The organism is Kitasatospora sp. NPDC024654, assembly GCF_055559155.1.
In genome coordinates this window covers 1-16,709 of sequence record NZ_JBVHLF010000043.1, presented here as the reverse complement: position 1 = coordinate 16,709, position 16,709 = coordinate 1, and the positions used below count along the sequence as shown (strand labels likewise).

General features: G+C 71.9%; 17 protein-coding genes. 8 read left to right on the top strand and 9 right to left on the bottom strand.

What is annotated here, in order from left to right:
* Positions 1 to 6 precede the first annotated feature (6 nt).
* The 8 genes from ACZ38L_RS23860 (at position 7) to ACZ38L_RS23825 (ending at position 10,176) form a co-directional block, all read left to right on the top strand.
* A complete protein-coding gene (locus tag ACZ38L_RS23860; RefSeq protein WP_465696863.1) occupies positions 7 to 972 on the top strand; it encodes a PrgI family protein in 966 nt (321 codons plus the stop codon).
* A complete protein-coding gene (locus ACZ38L_RS23855; protein ID WP_465696861.1) occupies positions 969 to 2,726 on the top strand; it encodes a VirB4 family type IV secretion system protein in 1,758 nt (585 codons plus the stop codon). The genes ACZ38L_RS23860 and ACZ38L_RS23855 overlap by 4 nt, the downstream gene beginning before the upstream one ends.
* Entirely contained in the window at positions 2,723 to 5,089 is a 2,367-nt protein-coding gene (locus ACZ38L_RS23850; protein ID WP_465696860.1) for a type IV secretory system conjugative DNA transfer family protein, read from the top strand. The genes ACZ38L_RS23855 and ACZ38L_RS23850 overlap by 4 nt, the downstream gene beginning before the upstream one ends.
* Positions 5,090 to 5,095: 6 nt before the next feature.
* Complete coding sequence (locus ACZ38L_RS23845) at positions 5,096 to 6,058, top strand: replication-relaxation family protein (protein WP_465696858.1); 963 nt, start codon at positions 5,096 to 5,098, stop codon at positions 6,056 to 6,058.
* A 9-nt stretch (positions 6,059 to 6,067) separates the two neighbouring features.
* Positions 6,068 to 7,018, top strand: a complete 951-nt coding sequence (locus tag ACZ38L_RS23840; protein WP_465696856.1) for a C40 family peptidase — start codon at positions 6,068 to 6,070, stop codon at positions 7,016 to 7,018.
* A gap of 124 nt (positions 7,019 to 7,142) precedes the next feature.
* A complete protein-coding gene (locus ACZ38L_RS23835; RefSeq protein ID WP_465696855.1) occupies positions 7,143 to 7,817 on the top strand; it encodes a hypothetical protein in 675 nt (224 codons plus the stop codon).
* Between the two features lie 99 nt (positions 7,818 to 7,916).
* On the top strand, positions 7,917 to 8,522 hold the full coding sequence (locus ACZ38L_RS23830) for a hypothetical protein (protein WP_329562035.1): 606 nt from the start codon (positions 7,917 to 7,919) through the stop codon (positions 8,520 to 8,522).
* A 121-nt stretch (positions 8,523 to 8,643) separates the two neighbouring features.
* On the top strand, positions 8,644 to 10,176 hold the full coding sequence (locus ACZ38L_RS23825) for a hypothetical protein (protein WP_465696852.1): 1,533 nt from the start codon (positions 8,644 to 8,646) through the stop codon (positions 10,174 to 10,176).
* Positions 10,177 to 10,254: 78 nt separating this feature from the next.
* Here the strand turns inward: ACZ38L_RS23825 and ACZ38L_RS23820 are convergent, their stop codons facing one another.
* The 9 genes from ACZ38L_RS23820 to ACZ38L_RS23780 form a co-directional block, all read right to left on the bottom strand.
* Entirely contained in the window at positions 10,255 to 10,758 is a 504-nt protein-coding gene (locus tag ACZ38L_RS23820; RefSeq protein ID WP_329562037.1) for a hypothetical protein, read from the bottom strand.
* Between the two features lie 241 nt (positions 10,759 to 10,999).
* Complete coding sequence (locus tag ACZ38L_RS23815; RefSeq protein WP_465696850.1) at positions 11,000 to 12,205, bottom strand: prolipoprotein diacylglyceryl transferase; 1,206 nt, start codon at positions 12,203 to 12,205, stop codon at positions 11,000 to 11,002.
* An 83-nt stretch (positions 12,206 to 12,288) separates the two neighbouring features.
* A complete protein-coding gene (locus tag ACZ38L_RS23810; protein WP_465696848.1) occupies positions 12,289 to 13,131 on the bottom strand; it encodes a hypothetical protein in 843 nt (280 codons plus the stop codon).
* 146 nt (positions 13,132 to 13,277) lie between these two features.
* Entirely contained in the window at positions 13,278 to 13,565 is a 288-nt protein-coding gene (locus ACZ38L_RS23805) for a hypothetical protein (protein WP_329562040.1), read from the bottom strand.
* A 48-nt stretch (positions 13,566 to 13,613) separates the two neighbouring features.
* Positions 13,614 to 14,006: a hypothetical protein gene (locus ACZ38L_RS23800; RefSeq protein ID WP_465696845.1), complete on the bottom strand. Its 393-nt coding sequence runs from the start codon at positions 14,004 to 14,006 to the stop codon at positions 13,614 to 13,616.
* Positions 14,007 to 14,074: 68 nt separating this feature from the next.
* Entirely contained in the window at positions 14,075 to 14,542 is a 468-nt protein-coding gene (locus ACZ38L_RS23795; RefSeq protein WP_465696843.1) for a hypothetical protein, read from the bottom strand.
* Positions 14,543 to 14,613: 71 nt separating this feature from the next.
* The gene (locus ACZ38L_RS23790) at positions 14,614 to 15,069 is read right to left on the bottom strand and encodes a hypothetical protein (RefSeq protein ID WP_465696841.1); all 456 of its coding nucleotides are present in this window, start codon (positions 15,067 to 15,069) and stop codon (positions 14,614 to 14,616) included.
* 98 nt (positions 15,070 to 15,167) lie between these two features.
* Entirely contained in the window at positions 15,168 to 15,998 is an 831-nt protein-coding gene (locus ACZ38L_RS23785; RefSeq protein WP_465696839.1) for an SPDY domain-containing protein, read from the bottom strand.
* A gap of 60 nt (positions 15,999 to 16,058) precedes the next feature.
* The gene (locus tag ACZ38L_RS23780) at positions 16,059 to 16,241 is read right to left on the bottom strand and encodes a hypothetical protein (protein ID WP_465696837.1); all 183 of its coding nucleotides are present in this window, start codon (positions 16,239 to 16,241) and stop codon (positions 16,059 to 16,061) included.
* Positions 16,242 to 16,709 lie beyond the last annotated feature (468 nt).

Below are 16,709 nucleotides of genomic sequence, written 5' to 3'. Positions count from 1 at the left end.
ACAACCGTGAACCAGTACTCCCGCGAGGACGACGGCTGGCCCTCGCTCGTCAAGATCCCCGCCGAGGTAGAGCGGGACGACACAATCCTCGGCCCGCTGACAGCACGTCAGAGCATTCAGCTCGGTGTGCTCATGGCCGCGCTGTGGCTCGGCTACCAGGCGACAAAGCAGTTCGTTCCCCCACTGTTCTACCTGGCAGCCGCCGTCCCCATCGGCACGGCGGGCACCATTGCCGTCCTCACCCGCCGTGAAGGCCTCACTCTCGACCGCTGGCTGCTCGCCGCGTGGCGCCACTCCCGCTCCCCGCGACGCCTGGTGCCGGCCGCCGACTCCTGTGACGGCCCGTTTCCCTGGCAGGCCGCCGCGCAACGGGAGCAGCCGGCGACGCCCCCGGCCGAGCTGCGGCTGCCGATCGCGGACGTCGGGCCGGACGGGGTGATCGACGCTGCTGATGCCGGCCGCGTCGTGCTCAGCCGGGCCGGGACCGTCAACTTCGGCTTGCGGACCGGGGGTGAGCAGCAGGCGCTGATCTCCGGCTTCGCGCGGTGGCTGAACGCCTTGACCGGGCCGGTGCAGATCCTGGTGCGCTCCCAGCGTCTGGAGATCGGACCCGCGGTGGCCGAGTTGGAACAGGCCGCCGGCTCGCTCCCGCACCCGCTGCTGGAGGAGGCCTGCCGGGAGTACGCCGACTTCCTCGCCGAACTGGCCGCTGAACAGGAGCTGCTCTCCCGTCAGGTGCTGGTGGTCCACCGCGAGCCCGGCTGCGATCGGGCGGCCGGGATGAGGGCGCAGCGCCGGGCCGAAGAAGCGGTCGGGCTACTCGCGGCGGCTGAAGTTCCGCTGCGGCCCCTGTCCGGGGCGGAGGCATTCGCGCAGGTGGCTGCCGCGACAGCACCGGACACCCCAGTACATCCCGACCCGGCGCTGCCGAACTCGCCGGTCACTCTCATCAGCGACGGCGGTGCCCTGTGAAGGCCCATCAGGCGACCTGCGCAGTGGTGGGGCTGGGGCCGGACAGCGTCCAGGTCGAGGCGCGGGTGCTGGCGGTCGGTGATCTGCTCGCCACCACGCTCCTCGTCACCGGGTACCCTGCCGAGGTCGGCGCGGGCTGGCTGGAGCCGCTGCTGAGCTACCCGGGTCGGCTGAACGTCAGTCTCCACATCGACCCGGTGCCCGCCGCGCTCGCGGCCGACCGGCTGCGCAAGCAGCGTGCCCGGCTGGAGGCAAGCCGTCGCGCGGGTGCGGGGCGCGGGCAGTTGGAGGATCCGGAGACGGAGGCCGCCGCGCAGGATGCCGCCGAGCTGGCGTGGCGCGTCGCACGAGGCGAGGGGAAGCTGTTCCGCGTCGGTCTCTACCTCACCGTCTACGCCACCGACCGCGTGCAGTTGGCAGAGGAGATCTCGGCGGTGCGCGCGATCGCCGAGTCGATGCTGCTGCGCTGCGAGGTCGCGACCTGGCGCGCGTTGCAGGGCTGGACCAGCTGCCTGCCGCTGGGTGTCGACCAGCTCGGCGCGAAGCGGACCTTCGACACGGCGGCGCTCGCCGCCTGCTTCCCTTTCGCCTCGCCCGATCTTCCCGCCGCCGATTCCGGATCGCCGTCGGCCGTGGGATCGGTGCTGCTCGGCTTGAACACCTCGGCGTCCGGGCTGGTGCTGTGGGACCGCTTCGCGCAGGACAACCACAACTCGGTCACGCTGGCCCGCTCCGGGGCCGGGAAGTCCTATCTCGCCAAGCTCGAAGCCCTGCGACTGCTCTACCGCGGCGTGCAGATCTTCGTGATCGACCCGGAGGACGAATACATCCGCCTCGCACAGGCAGTGGGCGGAACCACCATCCGGCTGGGCACCGAGGGCGTTCGGATCAACCCCCTCGACCTCACCCAGGAGGACGAGAGCAGCCCCGATCGGCTCACCCGCCGAGCTCTGTTCCTGCACAGCTTCCTGGCCGTCCTACTCGGTGGCGCCATCGACAGCGCCGGCAAAGCTCTCCTGGACACAGCCATCCTCACCGCCTACCGCGAAGCCGGAATCACCTCCGATCCGCGTACCCACACCCGACCGGCTCCTCTGCTGGCCGATCTCGCCAATGCACTCTCCGAGGCCGCCGATCCCGCCGCACACCGCCTGGCGGACCGGCTCGCACCCTTCACCACGGGCAGCCACCGCCAGCTCTTCGACGGGCCGACAACGCACCTGACGAACAGCTACCTGACGGTCTACTCGCTGCGCGACGTGCCCGATGAGCTGAAAGCCACCGCCACCATGCTCACACTCGACGCCGCCTGGCGCGCCGTCACCAATCCGCGCGAGCGTCGACCCCGACTGGTCATCGTCGACGAGGCGTGGCTGCTGATGCGCGAGGAGCAGGGTGCCCGCTTCCTGAACCGCATGGCCAAGGGCTCCCGCAAGTACTGGGCCGGGCTGTCCGTGATCACCCAGGACACCGCCGACCTCCTCGCCACCGACCTGGGCAAGGCAGTCGTCGCAAACGCCGCCACCCAGATCCTGCTACGCCAGGCGCCGCAGGCCATCGACGCGGTGACCGACGCCTTCCGCCTGTCCGCCGGCGAGGCCGCATACCTCCTCTCCGCACCACAGGGCCAGGCCCTGCTGTGCGCCGGGCCCGGACAGCGGGCCGCGTTCAGCAGCGTCGCCTCCCCTGCCGAGCACCAACTGGTCACCACCAACCCGGGCGAGACCGGTGCGGCGGTCGAGGAGGCACGGTGAGCGCCGCACCGTTCATCCTCGACCCCGGCGAGCGGTGGGGCCAGCTCGGGGCCCTCCTCGTGCGGGACTGGCCGCCCCTCGGCGCTGTGCTCATCGCGGCCGCGACGCTGCGGTGGAGCATGCGCTGGTGGGTTCACCGCTCCCGGCAACGCCGTCTCACCGCCGACGGCACCACTTTGGTAATCCTCGCCCCGCCCACCGTCGAGCCGCGAGCGGCCGAGGTCCTGTGGGGGCACCTCATCGGCCTGCTGAAGCCCTGGTGGCAACGCCTGGCCGGCGGCCAGCCGCACATCGCGTTCGAGTACCGCTTCACCTCCAACGGTCTGACCATCCGCCTCTGGACGCCCGGCGTGATCCCGGCCTCCCTGCTGCGGCGGGCGGTGGAGTCGGCCTGGCCCGGCGCCCACACCACACTCGAACGCCCGGAAGCCCGGATCGAACTCGGCAAGGAACAACCCTTCGTCACCGGCGGCACGTTGCGCTTGGCGCGGCCCGAGATCCTCCCGCTGAGGACCGAGCACGGCGCCGATCCGCTACGCGCCCTGCTCGGCGCGGGGCTCAGTCTGGGAGCCGGTGAGGAGGTCACGGTCAGCGTGCTCGTCCGCCCGGCCACCGGTGCCCGCGTCCGCCGGGCCAAGTACCGGCTCCGCACCATGGGTGACGGGAGTGGCGGGCCCGCGAGAACCGGCCGGCTCTTCGACCTCCTCACCCATCAGCCCTCTCGCGCCACGCTGACCAGCCGGGATCCCGAGCAGAACGCCGAGCTTCGCGCCGCCCTCCTCAAGGCCGCCGGACCACAGTGGGAGACCGTCACCCGCTACTGCGTCACGGTTCCTACCTTGGGAAGTGACGAGTCGGCGCTCTCGGCAGCCCGAGTGCGCGGCCGGAGCCGGGCACACGCCGTCGCCTCCGCTTTCGCCGTGTACTCCGGGCGGAACTGGTACGCCCGCCACCGGCTGCGGCATCCCGCAGAAAGCCTCACCACACGTCACTTTCCCCACCGGGGTGACCTCTTGTCCGTCCCCGAGCTCGCGGCGCTCGCGCACCTGCCCACCGACCCCGCCGCCCCAGGTGTCCAGCGCGCCGGTGCCCGCTCCGTCCCTCCCGCTCCCGCCATCGCGCGCCCCGGACCGTCCGCCAAACCCCTCGGAACCGCCGACAGCGGCCCCACCCGGCCCGTCGGCCTCGCAGTGAGCGACGCCCGCCACCACCTGCACATCGTCGGAGCCACCGGATCCGGCAAGTCCACCCTGATGGCGACCATGATCCTCGACGACGCCCGAGCCGGACGCGGCGCCGTCGTGATCGACCCCAAAGGCGACCTCATCAACGAACTCCTCACTCGCCTGCCGGAGTCCGCACTCGGACGGACCGTCCTCATCGACCCGGACGACCACGCCCTGCCACCGCGCCTCAACGTGCTCGAAGGTCCCGAGCCGGACATCGTGGTCGACAACCTGGCTGGGATCTTCCGCCGGATCTTCGCCGCGTTCTGGGGACCGCGCACCGACGACGTCATGCGCGCCGCCTGCCTGACCCTTATGACCTCTACCACCACGCGGGACACGGTCACACTCGCAGACCTCCCGACCCTGCTCACCGACCACCTGTACCGCCGCCGGATCACCCGCGGTGTCAACGACAAGGTGCTGCGCGGCTTCTGGAGTTGGTACGAGCAGCTCTCCGAACCCGCCCGAGCCGCCGTCACCGCGCCGCTGATGAACAAGCTCCGCGCGTTCCTGCTCCGCCCGTTCGTCCAGCACACCATCGCCGGCGGGCCCTCAACCGTCGACCTCGGAGCGGTCCTCGACGGCGGCCTCGCGCTCGTGCGCCTCCCCAAAGGCGTGCTCGGCGAGGACACCGCCCGCCTCCTCGGCTCCTTCGTCGTCGCCAAGACCTGGCAGGCCGCAGCCCAACGTGCCGGCCGGCGCGAAAGCACACGGCGGGACGCCGCGATGTACCTGGACGAGGCCCACAACTTCCTCACCCTCCCCTACCCGCTGGAGGACATCCTCGCCGAAGCCCGCGGCTACCGGCTCGGGCTCGTCCTCGCCCACCAGAACCTCGCCCAGCTCCCGCGCGACCTGCGCGAAGGCATCTCCGCCAACGCCCGCTCCAAGATCGTCTTCAATGCCTCCCCCGACGACGCCCGCGACCTCGAACGCCACATGCACCCCACCCTCACCGCCCACGACCTCGCGCACCTCGGCGCCTACCAAGCCGCCACCCGCCTGGTCACCCACTCCGCCGATGCCCCCGCCTTCACCCTCCGTACGACGCCGCTGCCCACCCCCGTCCCCGGACGCGCCGGCGAAGTACGCCGCTCATCCCGCGCCACCTACGGCCCCTCCACCGGAAAGTGAGCCCCCATGCGCCTCACCACGACTGCCCAGCCCCGCATCCGCGCAGCCTCCACCACTCCGCGTCGCCAACCGCCGCTGCACAGCCTCGCCTCCCGACTGACCGAGCGCGACCTGTGGCTGCTGGAGATGCTGCTCGAACACCGCGTCCTGACGTCCACTCACATCGCCGACCTCGCCTACACCTCCCGCCGCTCGGCCAACCGCCGCCTGGCCGCCCTCGCCGAACTCGACCTCCTCACTTCTTTCCGCCCCCAGCTCCCGGTCGGTTCCGCGCCTACCCACTTCATCCTCGGCCGCGCCGGCGCGAACCTGCTCGCCGCCCGGCTCGCCACCACCCCCGCCATCCTCGGCTGGCACCCCGACACCGCCACCCGGATCGCCTTCTCGCCCACCCTCACCCACGACCTCGGCGTCGCCACCTTCTTCACCACCCTCGCCCACGACTCCACCCCCGCCGCGTACTTGAGCACCTGGTGGTCCGAGCTGCGGTGCCGTGACCAGTGGGGTGACCTCGCCCAGCCGGACGCCTACGCCACCGCGACCACCCAGGCCGGGAGCATCGCGTTCTTCCTCGAACACGACACCGGCACCGAGTCGCTGACCCGGCTGTCCGCCAAGCTCGACGACTACGCTGAACTCGCCCTCGCCACCCGCAGTCGCCCGCTCGTCCTCTTCAGCCTCCACAGTCAGCGCCGCGAAGTGAACCTCCACCAGCGCCTGGCCGCCCACCGGGCCCTCGACCACCTGGCCGTCGCCACTCACACCCGCGACCAGCCACTTTCCCCCGCTGAAGCCGTCTGGCTGCCGCTCGGTATCGGCGGGCGACGGCAGTCGCTTGCCGACCTCCCCGACGGCTGGACCGCTGACCGGCGCCCCGTGACGGCCCCGCCCACAACGGGTGTCATGCGAGCCGTCGTTCCAGCGCCGAACCCGCTCGCCCCCGGTCACCCCGCCCGCTCGCACGTCTGAGCGGGGCTGGTGGAGTCCGCGGCGGCACGATCCGGCGCCGCGGCCGGGGTGGGTTGCCTCGCCGCCGCTCTGCTCTTCATCGCGGCGGCCACCGCCGTAGTGTCGACCATCAGTGGCGGCCTCTTCGACTTCTTCTCCGGACCCGGCGAACCCAGCTCCGTCGCCCGATCGGACATCCCACCCCGGATGCTGGCGCTGTATCAGCAGGCGGCTCCCACCTGCCCTGGCCTGCCGTGGACGGTGCTCGCCGCCATCGGCGAGATCGAGACCCACCACGGCCTCGACACCAACCAGGTTTCCAGCGCCGGAGCCGTTGGCCCCATGCAGTTTCTCCCCGACACCTTCCAGCAGTACGCGCTACCCGTCCCGCCCGGCGGCGCCAACCCGCCCACCCCCTGGGACCCGACCGACGCCGTCTACGCCGCCGCCCGCCTCCTGTGCGACAACGGAGCCCGCGACGGCCACGACCTGCACGCCGCGATCTACGCCTACAACCACGCCGACTGGTACGTCGCCCAGGTCCTCGCCCAGGCCCGCCAGTACGCCCTCGACGCCGATCGGCAGACCGCCCCGGTCCCAGCACCCAACCAGGCCACCGCAACCGCCATCGCCTTCGCCCGCTCCAAGGAAGGCACCCCCTACGAGTGGGGCGGCACCGGCGACCCCGGCCACGGCTACGACTGCTCCGGACTCACCCAAGCCGCCTACGCCGCAGCCGGCATCCCGCTCCCCCGTGTCGCCCAGGACCAGTACGACGCCACCCCCAAGGTCCCCGACACCGCCCCGCTCCTTCCCGGCGACCTCGTCTTCTACGGCACCTCCACCAACGACATCACCCACGTCGGCCTCTACGTCGGCGCCGGACAGATGATCGACGCCGCCCACACCGGCACCACCGTCCGCACCGAGCCATACCGCCACCACGACCACTACCTCGGCGCCACCCGACCAGCCCCCTGAGCAGCGCACACCGAGGTGCGCACCCAGCCACCAGGTGAACACCGCCAACTGGGTGGGTACGCGCGCACCCACAGCCGAGGCGCGCACACCCACCGAACCGAACACCACCAGGAGCAGCACGACCGTGAGCGACACGCACCCGATCTCGCCTCCGACGCCTGCCGAGATCCGCCGCACCGGGCTCGTGCTCACCGCCGGCACCTGGATCCTCATCATCGCCGTATGCACCTTTTCTGCCATGACGGGCACTCAGTTCATCGGTGCGCACTCCCCCTGGCACTGGTCCGGCTGGATCCTCGCCACTAGCATCGACGTCGCCTTCGTCATGTCCCTCCAAGCCGACGCGACCCTAGCGCGCTACGGCGTCAGCAGCGGGCGCTGGCCTGCCGCTTTCCGCTTGCTGACCGGTACCTTCTCCGTCTTCGTGAACATCGGAGACGCCGCTCTCCAGCACGATCCAGTCGGCGTCGTCGTCCACTTGATCGCCCCCGCCCTCCTCCTCGTCCTCGGCGAAGCCGGCCCCGCCTGGCAACTCCAGCTGGTCGCCCTCCACCGCGGTGCCCACCCGGTGCGCGCAGCAGCCACCAGTCCGGACACCGGGGGTGCGCACCTGGTCCCCGAGGTGCGCACCCCCGAGACCGACCCGCCGGCCGACGCCGAGGAGGCGCGATCACGGATCCTCCAAGGCCGACTCAACGGCCTGAGCCAACGCGAAACGGCCCGCTGGGCCCACCGCAGCCCCACCTTCGTCCGCAAGCTCTGGAGCACCTTGGACGACGACCTCGGCGACCCGTCTTGAACACGGAGGTGCGCACAGGAGCGGCATCCGGGCTGGCCACGGAGGCCGATCTTGCCGGGCTGACCGACCAGGTTGTTGACGACCTTGGACAATGCCCTCATGGACGATGCCTTCACGCTCCTTCGGCGAGCGACCGATCTGCTCCCCGAGGGAGCCCGCGCCGAAAACGGCGTGACGGTCGACGACGTCCGCGACTACCAACGGCACCAGGAGTGGGGGCTCGTCCTGGACCTCCTGATGGAGATCGCGGACGAGCGCCCTGTCCCGTTGCCGTTCTGGTCACTACTGGCGGACGCCGCCCGCCAGATGATGCTGGACCACAGCGCCCACTGGTGCGAGTGGCGGGCCGGGGAGACCCAGCACGGCACTTTCCGGGCTAGGTTGAGTCTGCTGAGCACGCAGGAGGGCGGACGCCGGACCGCATTCTCCGGGCAGGGGCAACTCCGGCCGCTCTGGGACATCGGCAATCCAGAACCCGACGGCGGGCAGGCCGTGAACGTTGCACGGCTGTGGGTGGAGGATGCGCTTGAGCTGGCGCCGGGAGAGGTCGGTACGGTCCGCCTGGCTCCGCTTTGCCCCGAACAGTGGCGCCATGTCAAGCCTGGAGACGTGATCACCATGCACGAGGGCAGGCCGATTGTCGGCACGGCCACGATCATCGAGGTAGTACCGCCTGCCGCTACCGGGCCCGAGGGGAAACTGTAGGCCCCAGCCGCAGGGAGTCCCGAGGTGCTCGGAGAACTGCGTGCTCGTTCACGCCGACGTGGCCAGCGAACGCGCTCAAGTGTCTGTTCGACGTGCTCACCTTTCGTGCGACGATCCTGGCATGGTCAACCTCGATGTCCCCTCTCCATGGCGCCGTGCGGGTAAAGGCGGTCTGCGTGGAGCGCCACCGGGCCGGCGAGGTTCCTCGATCGCCGCTCTCGGGGCCTTGCTGGATCGCTCGCTGGTGCAGATCGCTGACGCCTCCTCGGATGCCCGCCGCTTCGACCGGGAGACCATCAGCGTGGTGGCGGACGTGTGGGACAACAACACCTTCCCGCTGTTCGGGGCGGCGACGGCCGGCACGCGAAGCGGGCGCGAACGTCGTGCGCTCGCGGCGTTGGAGTGGATGGCCAGCCTCGGGGAGGAGAGACGCGCCTGGATGCTGGAGCAGGCCTCCGCAGCCGGACACTCCTTGGACGAGCTACTCGCGCCCGTGAAGCCGTACGTGCCAGGTCGTGACTATCTGGGACGGGTGATGGCGCCGGTGATGGCGGTGACGCCGCAGAACGCGGAGAGTCTGGCCGCCGACTACGACCTGTCGTCGGCCGAGGTCCGCCATCTGCGGGTGGAGCGGGCCGGCGGCCGTCTCGTCGGCTATCTCGAACTGGCTGTCGCCCGTTGCTATCCCGTGGACGACGGCGCCTCTCCCGAGGCCGCGACGCTGGGCATACGGCTGCGCGACATTACCGCGGTCCGCTTCGATTCCCACGACGCCCGGGGCGCCACGCTTGGAACAGAGGCGGGTGGGGTGTCGATCGGCATCGGAGCCCGCGGCACACTCCGCGCGGTGACAGCTGACCTCCGCCCGGACGACCGCTGCTGGTACCTGTCCGCCGCCGGACACCGGGCCGACGCGACCACACCACCCCGCGACAGCCAACCCGCCTGGCCCGACTCCCCGCGGGAGGGACGCTTGGGCGCCAACGCCATGGCCGCCGCGACCCTCCTCCACCGCGCCATGCTGCACATCCGGATGGTCCGCTCCGCCGGCGGCGCTCAGCGCGTCCCGGTGCACGATTTCCACCGGGCCTTCGCCGGAGCGGGCGAGGCGATCTTCACCGCCGGCGCGCACCGCCTGCCCTACCGCCGTGAAGCCGCCTTCCGCCGCCTGATCGAGCGCTGGGCCCGGCGCGGCGGCCCAGCCCTCGCCGACTGGTTCACCTCAGTGCTGCAACAGACGGCCCAGCAACCAGATTTCCTCGCCGACCTCCGTGACCAGGACCGAGCACGCTCGGCCGCCGACGCACCGCAGCAGCCCGCCCCAGAAACCACAGCGATCCCCGGTCCACCGGAGGCCGAGCTCCGACTGGCCACCTATGCTGCGGCACACACGCGCTACGGCATACCCCACGACGCCTCCGCCCTCGTGCACCTGGCCGTGCCGCCCGCCCCCGGAACTACCGAAGACACCCCGTGGCGCCTGCGCGCCGTGAAAGGCACCAACCCCGCCCACTTCCGATTGCGAACCGAGGCATTCCAGAACACCAGCCGTCCCCCGGTCACAGTTGACGACAATGCGGCCCGCCACTTCGTCCTGCACGACGGGGCCCTCGACATCACGAGCGGGGAAGACTGGAACCACGATCCGTCGTAAGCACGTTGGTCTACACAAGGCTGAGCGCGTTGCCTCGAGGGCGGTCACACGCGTGGCTATCGGCCGAGTGGATCAGGCCTACCTCCAGAGGTCATCCCCGTCACGTCCGCTCGGATCCATGGTGAGGAGTTCCTCGTGCAGGCCCGAGAGGCATCGTCCGCTCGATGAGCCGTCTTCGCCGGCCTCCATGACCACCCAGCCGACGCCCACATCCGAGACGTTCACGTCACCGCCGGCGTCAAGCTCATCGAGCGTTGCGAACACCGATTCATAGGCCACAGCTCGGGCCAGGAGAACCAGGTCAGCCCGGTCCGCTCCAGCGGCGAGGAGCCGCCGAGCAGCCGGAAGTTGATCGAGCGCGCCCGGGTCGGCCCAACCGTCAATCGGACTGCGCCACAGTCCTCGGAGCAGCAGGAAGCGGGCGAGATGCGGCAGGTCCTCGCTGATCTCGGACCTCGCCCAGTCCGCACCATCAGCCGCCCCGAGAGTCTCGAACTGGGCGCGTAGCGACAGCGCGACGGCCTGTCGCGGCGCATCCAGGCTGCCCAGCCATGCTTGCCATGCCGTCTGAGGATCACTCACCGGACCAGCATGCACCACGGTCGCCGCGACCGTTCTCTCAACCGGTCTCGCTCAGCAGCGTCTCACGCACCCCAGGACACCAAGGCAGCAGACGATCACCAGCACGCTGGGCCCTCAGCCAGTGCCGGACACGGCACTCACCCAGTCTCCGGTTGTGCAACACCAGTTGAGTAATGCCGAGCCGAGCGGTTGGGGGACCGCCCCTGGGGGTGACCCAAGGGGCGGTGCCGGTGCATGCCGATCACTCCGTGCTCGGCGCCTCCGAGGTTCCGCTCGGAGCTGCCTGGAAGCGGCGGGGCTTGTCGTTGGTCATGACGGCCTCGCCCCGGCTGACCATGGTGTCCAGGGCGTTGGCGATGGCTCCGGAGGACCGGCCCAAGGCCTGGGAGACCTTGGTGGGCGTCCAGTCCTGCTCCGGGTTGGCCCGCAGGTGCTCCAGAACCAGCTGGTGGAGTTGACCCGGCGCCAGGCGGGATCCCCCGGTGGTGGGGGTGACGGGGCGCTTGCGGGGGCGTGGGGCCATGTGGGTGCCGCAGGTCGTGCAGACGCAGATGTGCTCGCCGGGGGCTCCGTCGCTGTCCGGGGTTCGGCGCATCTCATCCTGGGCGGCGTCCGGTTGCCCGGTGCTGGTTGTCGGGGCGGCCGGTCCGCTTTCGCCCGCGTCGGACTCCGGCGTACCAGGCGAAGCGTGCTCCTCCTGCGGGCTGGCGTCCACAGTCAGCGGGTCACCCGTCAACTCCGCGTCGTCAGCGCCCTCTCCGGCGTCCGACGCGGCCACGGTGTCGGCGTTGAACGGGGTCTCGGTGTCTGCGTGCGGCGGCGTTTGGGACGTCTCGACGTCGCCATCGCCGGAGCCGTCCGGGCTCCCCTCGCCCTGCGGCAACTCCGCTTCCTCGTTCGCTGCTGTGGAGGAGACACCCCGTCCGTTCTCGCCGGTGCCATCCCGCAGCTCCCGTTCCGCGTGGCCGTCCCGGTCCTGGTCGTACTGCTCCGCTGGCGTGTCCGCATTCGGCTCCGAGCAGTCACCGCTCTCGGTGGCTGCTTCCGGCCCGTCCGGCGCGGTCGCGGTCGCCGGTTCACCCGCTGCCGTGCTCACGGCTGCGTCCTGCGAGGTGTTCTGCTCCTCGGCATTGCTGCCGTGCGGTCGCTCCGGTGCGCTGCCGGTGTCCGCGCTCCCGTGCGTGAAGGTGGCGGGGTACCAGAGGTCGGGGAGCTTGCGGGTGCGGTCGTTGCCGCCGGGGGTGCGGTGGGCCAGGCCGCGCTGTTCGAGGCTGACGAGGGCCTTGCGGGCGGCGGAGGGGCTGACCTCGGCGGCCACGGCCAGGGCGGCGGCGGTGACGGACTGCTGGCCGCAGAGTTCGGTGTAGACGGCGGCGGTCGCGCCGGTCAGCGCGGTGACCGGCTGCGTGGCGGTCGGGGTGGTGTTGGTGGTCATGGTCTGGGACATGGAGGGCCTCCTCGGGCCTGTTGGCTGTGCGTGGTTGGGGTGTCCGGGGGCCGCCCGGTGAGGGCGGCCCCGGACAGGGGCGGTCAGCGGCGGCCGCAGCCGGCGTGACCGCAGCCGCCGCAGGACCCGCCCGTCGAGCAGACGCACGGGCAGGTGCCGGTACGGCCGCGCTGACGGGGCACGAACCGGACACGGCTCACCTGCGCCACAGGCGCCGCCGTTCGCGTGGCGGTGGGGCGCGCGGCCGTGAGGATCAGGTCGGCGAGTTCGGTGCGGGTGGCGGCCCTGGTGGCGTGGGCGAGGGCGGTGTCCAGTCCGGGGGCGAGGGCGCCGGTGGCGGGCAGGGCGAGGGTGAGCGCGAGACGCAGGATCAGTTCGCGCTCGAGAAGGAGGCCGTAACCGTTGGGCAGGTCGCGGGCGGCCTCGTGGGCGGCGGTGGCCAGGGCGTGGGCGAGGGTGCGCGTGCGGGCGCTGCGCAGGTGGGTGGCGGCGTGGCGGGCGGCGGCGTGGAAGGTGGTGGTGAGCTGGGCGGTGGTGATGGTGGGCGCGCTCGGCGGCGTGGGCGGGGACGGGATGGGGCCGGGGGTGGCGGGCAGGTGGGCGGTGGCGGCGAGGAGGGCGGTGCGGCGGATGGGGCGGGGCCAGGCGCGGTCGCGATTGGCGAGCGCTTCGGCGATGTTGGGGGTCAGGAGTCCGGGCGGGTCCAGGCGGGCGGCGTGGGCGAGGCGGTAGGTGGCCTCGCGGTGGACGAGGTCGGTGTGGCCGGGCTGGCGGATGCCGTGAGGCGCGGTCCGGTTGATCTCGGTGCGGGCTTCGGTGAGGCGGTCGTCGTTCGCCAGGGCGGCGGCGGTCGCGGCGGCGAGCAGGGCCGCGGCGGCGGTGCGCAGGGTGTTCAGGTCGGCGGGCGGGCGCTCGTGAGCGGGCATGGGGGGCGTCCCTCCGTTGGGGCGTGAGATACGTGTCGGGTGGCCGGGGCGTGGTTCGCCCCGGCCGGCGCCGTACGGCGGACATTGCAGATCAGCCGGACGGGTTGTTAGGCAGTGCTTCGGTGATGTGGCCGCTGAGCGGTTGTTCAGGCGGCGCCGGGGATGTCGTCGTAGGGGTCGTGGTGCAGCTCGACCCAGGCCTCGGCCGGGAGGTGGCCGATCTGGCCGCCGTCGCCGATCCAGACCGCGCCGCGCGGCTCGGTGTGGGGGTTCGGGTCCGTGCTGGTGGCGGGGATGGTGGGCGTGGCGGTGACGGCGCCGACGTAGTGCTCGAAGGGCCACTCCGGGGACAGGGCCAGGCGGACGGGGGTGCGGGGGTCGATGCCGGTGAGGCTGCCGAGGAGGTCGCCGACGGTGAGGTGACGCTGGGACACGGTCGGGTGTCCTTTCTGCCGCTGCGCGCGGCGGGAGGTGTTGTGACGTCAGTTGCGGTTCGGACCGGTGATGTTGAGCTGCTTGTAGGAGCGGATCAGCAGGCGCAGGTGGTGGGTCTGGGTGCGGCTGACGGCGGTGAGGATGTCGAGGATGGCCCCGGCGGCGGCGAGAGTGGGCTGGTCGATGCTCGCGGTGAGCGGGCCGCCGGTGGCGAGGACGTCGAGGTCGAGCTGGACGGCGGAGATCCTGGCCCGGGTCTCCTTGAGGGTCTGGTCGAGGTCGTCCGCGGTGAGGCAGATCAGCGCGATCAGCTCGGACAGGGCCTCGCCCCGGTCGGTGCCGGGGTGGGGCGGGGCGGCGAGGTGGGCGCTCACGAGGGCGGCGGCCATCTCCTGGTCGGGCGTGGGCAGCGGGGCGGGCGTGGGGGTCGGGCTGGTCATGTTCGCGTCTCCGTTCGGGGTTTGGGGGTGTGTGCCTGCGGTCGGGCGGTTGGGCATGCTGAGTTGGTTCAGGGGGCGGCCGGGCAGGGGGTGCGGTGGCCGGGGTCGTCGGCGAAGGCGTCGGCCAGGTGCGCGGGCAGCGGGCTGTCGGCCGGGATGTCGACCGGCCGGTGGGCGTCGGCGAGGTCGGCCACGGTGCGGACCTCGCGGACGGGGACCTCACCACCGCAGGCCGGGCAGGGGCGCAGGAGGTGCAGGGTGTCGTCGTGGAAGCGGGGGTCGAGGATGCTGAATCGGTAGACGGCGCCCGGGTCAGCGGGGTCGGCGGCGCTCAGGATGAGCGCGGTGTTGAGTTCGGTGGTGCGCTGGTCGTCGGTCTCGGTGGTGATGGCGGTCGGGGCCAGGGCGAGGAGGGTGGCGATCCGCAGGCGGGCGCGGGCGCGCGCGGTGGCGTGCTTGCGATGTTCGGGGGCGGTGGTCCGGGCGGTGTGCAGGTGGGCGGCGGCCTCGCGGGCGCGGGCGGCGATCGTGGTCACGGGGTCTCGCTTTCGGGGTGGGGCGGCCGGACCAGCGATGGCCCGGCCGCCGTGCGGGTAGTGGAGTGGGGTCAGCTGCGCAGGGTGGCGGGCAGCGGGGTGTCGGGGTTGGTGGTCCAGGGCAGGAGGTGGCTCGCCCAGTCGGCCTGGGTGCACTTCCTCCAGTCGGTGCGGATGACCTGCAGGCCCTCGGGGCGCAGGAGGTAGATCCACTCGTGCCACAGCGGGTCAACGTCGTCCTGGGTCAGCAGGTCCGGCCCGTCGTCCCAGCCGCCGTGGCAGTAGCACTGGTTGGCGTCGGGGTCGGTGTCGTGGGGCCGGGTGGTGAAGGCGGTGCCCAGGCGGCTCCATCCGCCCGGGTGCTCGTCCAGGTAGTAGCGGGCGGCGGCCCCGGCGTCGCCGGCGAAGTGGCCCTGGATCGCGGTGAGCAAGATCGGGACCCGCTGGCGGGGGTGGCCGTGGCTGTGGACGTAGCGTCCGGCGTAGCCCTCGGGAGTGGGGCGGGCGATGATCGAACGGATGCTCATGACATGGCCTCCGGTTGCGCGCAGGGGTCGGTGAGGTGGCATGCTGGGCGGTGGTGCCGCCCCCGATACGCGCGGGGACGGCACCACCTGGCGTGGCGTCAGGTGCGGGTGACCAGGTCCCGGCAGGCGCGGGGGATGTGGTGGTCCTCGCGGGTCAGCGGGGCGGGGTCCGCCAGGGCTCGGCAGAACGCGGCGATCAGGCCGGTCGGGGTACCGCTGCTGAAGACCGCATCCCACAGCGGCCGGCGGTACGGGGCGTGGGAGCCCCAGATCGTCCAGCGGGGCTCACCCTGGAGGATCTCGCTCTCCGCGCTACCGCGCGCATTGACTCGCACCTCCACCCCGGCCCGGCCGTCCGGCGCGGTCCACCGCTCCACCTGCTGGCCCCGCCCGGTGTTCACATCCATGTCCCACCCGGCCTCCCGAAGGACCGTCAGGACCTTCTCGATGCCGTCGCGCCGCCCGTCGTCCGGGTGGGCGAAGGTGGCGTCGTCGGGGGTGTAGCCCTCGGCCCAGTAGGCGGCAAAGGCACCCATGAACTCGTAGGGCATCTCGTCGGAGAAGGCGGCGATCCAGGTGCGCGGGCCGTGGTGGTGCGGGCGCGCCCAAGCCTTCCACAGCCCCACCGGCTCCGGGTTGTCCTCCGGCAGGAAGCCCAGGTAGGCGCGCCCGCACGGGCTGGTGACGTGACAGTTGGCGAGCTCATCGCTCCACCGGCGCCACCTGGCACCCTCGATCAGTGGGGCCATGGCCTCCTCCACCTCGAAGCCGGCCCCGGCAAGGTAGCGGGGGCTGACGTGCACCTCCCACTCCTCGCGCCCGGCGGTGGGAGTCGGCTCCGGGATCACCGGGGCGGGAGCCGGGGTGAGGTCGAGGCGACTGATCGGCGGGGGCGCGAACGTCGCGGGGGTGACGAGCGTGTCGGTCATGTCGATGTCCTTCCTTCGGTTGTGCAGGACCGCAGTTGGCGCGGGCTGGTCAGGGTGGAATCAGCGCTTGCCGGCCCAGGCGGCGGGCAGGTGTCCGCCGCGGGTGAGCCAGCCGTCGAGGGCCTCGATGCCCTCCAGGGCCTCAATGGCCAGGCCGGACCAGTCGTGCTCCGGGTTGGCGCCGATCTCGTCGATGCGGGCGGCGAGCTGACGCAGGGCGCGCAGCACGATGTTCGGGTCCATTTCCGACTTCTCCTTTCCCTCTCTGCAGGCGGGCACAATTCACCCGGCATGCGATTTCGTGGAAGCTTGGCGGATTTTCCGCCCCCGGTTTTCCCGGGCACATTTAAAAGGTAGCTCGACCCCATGGCAATGTGAAGTCGTTGCCACGGCTCGGAAATGCTGGAATTTCGGGGGTTTCACGACGCCTTATGTCGTCAAATTCCGGGGGATCGACGCATTCGCTCGTCGTATCGGAATGGCACGACCGATTCGCAGGACATGCCTCGCCGCAGCGGCCCGTACGTCACCCGATCGGGTGATATCGAGGCCTCACGCCGCCGGCGGTTCCGCCGACCCCGGGCGGGCCGACCCCGGGCGGGCCGACCCCGGGCGGGCCGACCCCGGGCGGGCCGACCCCGGGCGGGCCGACCCCGGGCGGGCCGACCCCGGGCGGGCCGACCCCGGGCGGGCCGACCCCGGGCGGGCCGA

What these genes read in the sequence shown, in the direction of transcription:
- ACZ38L_RS23845 (WP_465696858.1), top strand. Translation starts at nt 5,096, where the DNA reads ATGCGCCTCACCACGACTGCCCAGCCCCGCATCCGCGCAGCCTCCACC.
- ACZ38L_RS23830 (WP_329562035.1), top strand. Translation starts at nt 7,917, where the DNA reads ATGGACGATGCCTTCACGCTCCTTCGGCGAGCGACCGATCTGCTCCCC.
- ACZ38L_RS23825 (WP_465696852.1), top strand. Translation starts at nt 8,644, where the DNA reads ATGGTCAACCTCGATGTCCCCTCTCCATGGCGCCGTGCGGGTAAAGGC.
- ACZ38L_RS23815 (WP_465696850.1), bottom strand. Translation starts at nt 12,205, where the DNA reads ATGTCCCAGACCATGACCACCAACACCACCCCGACCGCCACGCAGCCG.
- ACZ38L_RS23810 (WP_465696848.1), bottom strand. Translation starts at nt 13,131, where the DNA reads ATGCCCGCTCACGAGCGCCCGCCCGCCGACCTGAACACCCTGCGCACC.
- ACZ38L_RS23800 (WP_465696845.1), bottom strand. Translation starts at nt 14,006, where the DNA reads ATGACCAGCCCGACCCCCACGCCCGCCCCGCTGCCCACGCCCGACCAG.
- ACZ38L_RS23790 (WP_465696841.1), bottom strand. Translation starts at nt 15,069, where the DNA reads ATGAGCATCCGTTCGATCATCGCCCGCCCCACTCCCGAGGGCTACGCC.
- ACZ38L_RS23785 (WP_465696839.1), bottom strand. Translation starts at nt 15,998, where the DNA reads ATGACCGACACGCTCGTCACCCCCGCGACGTTCGCGCCCCCGCCGATC.
- ACZ38L_RS23780 (WP_465696837.1), bottom strand. Translation starts at nt 16,241, where the DNA reads ATGGACCCGAACATCGTGCTGCGCGCCCTGCGTCAGCTCGCCGCCCGC.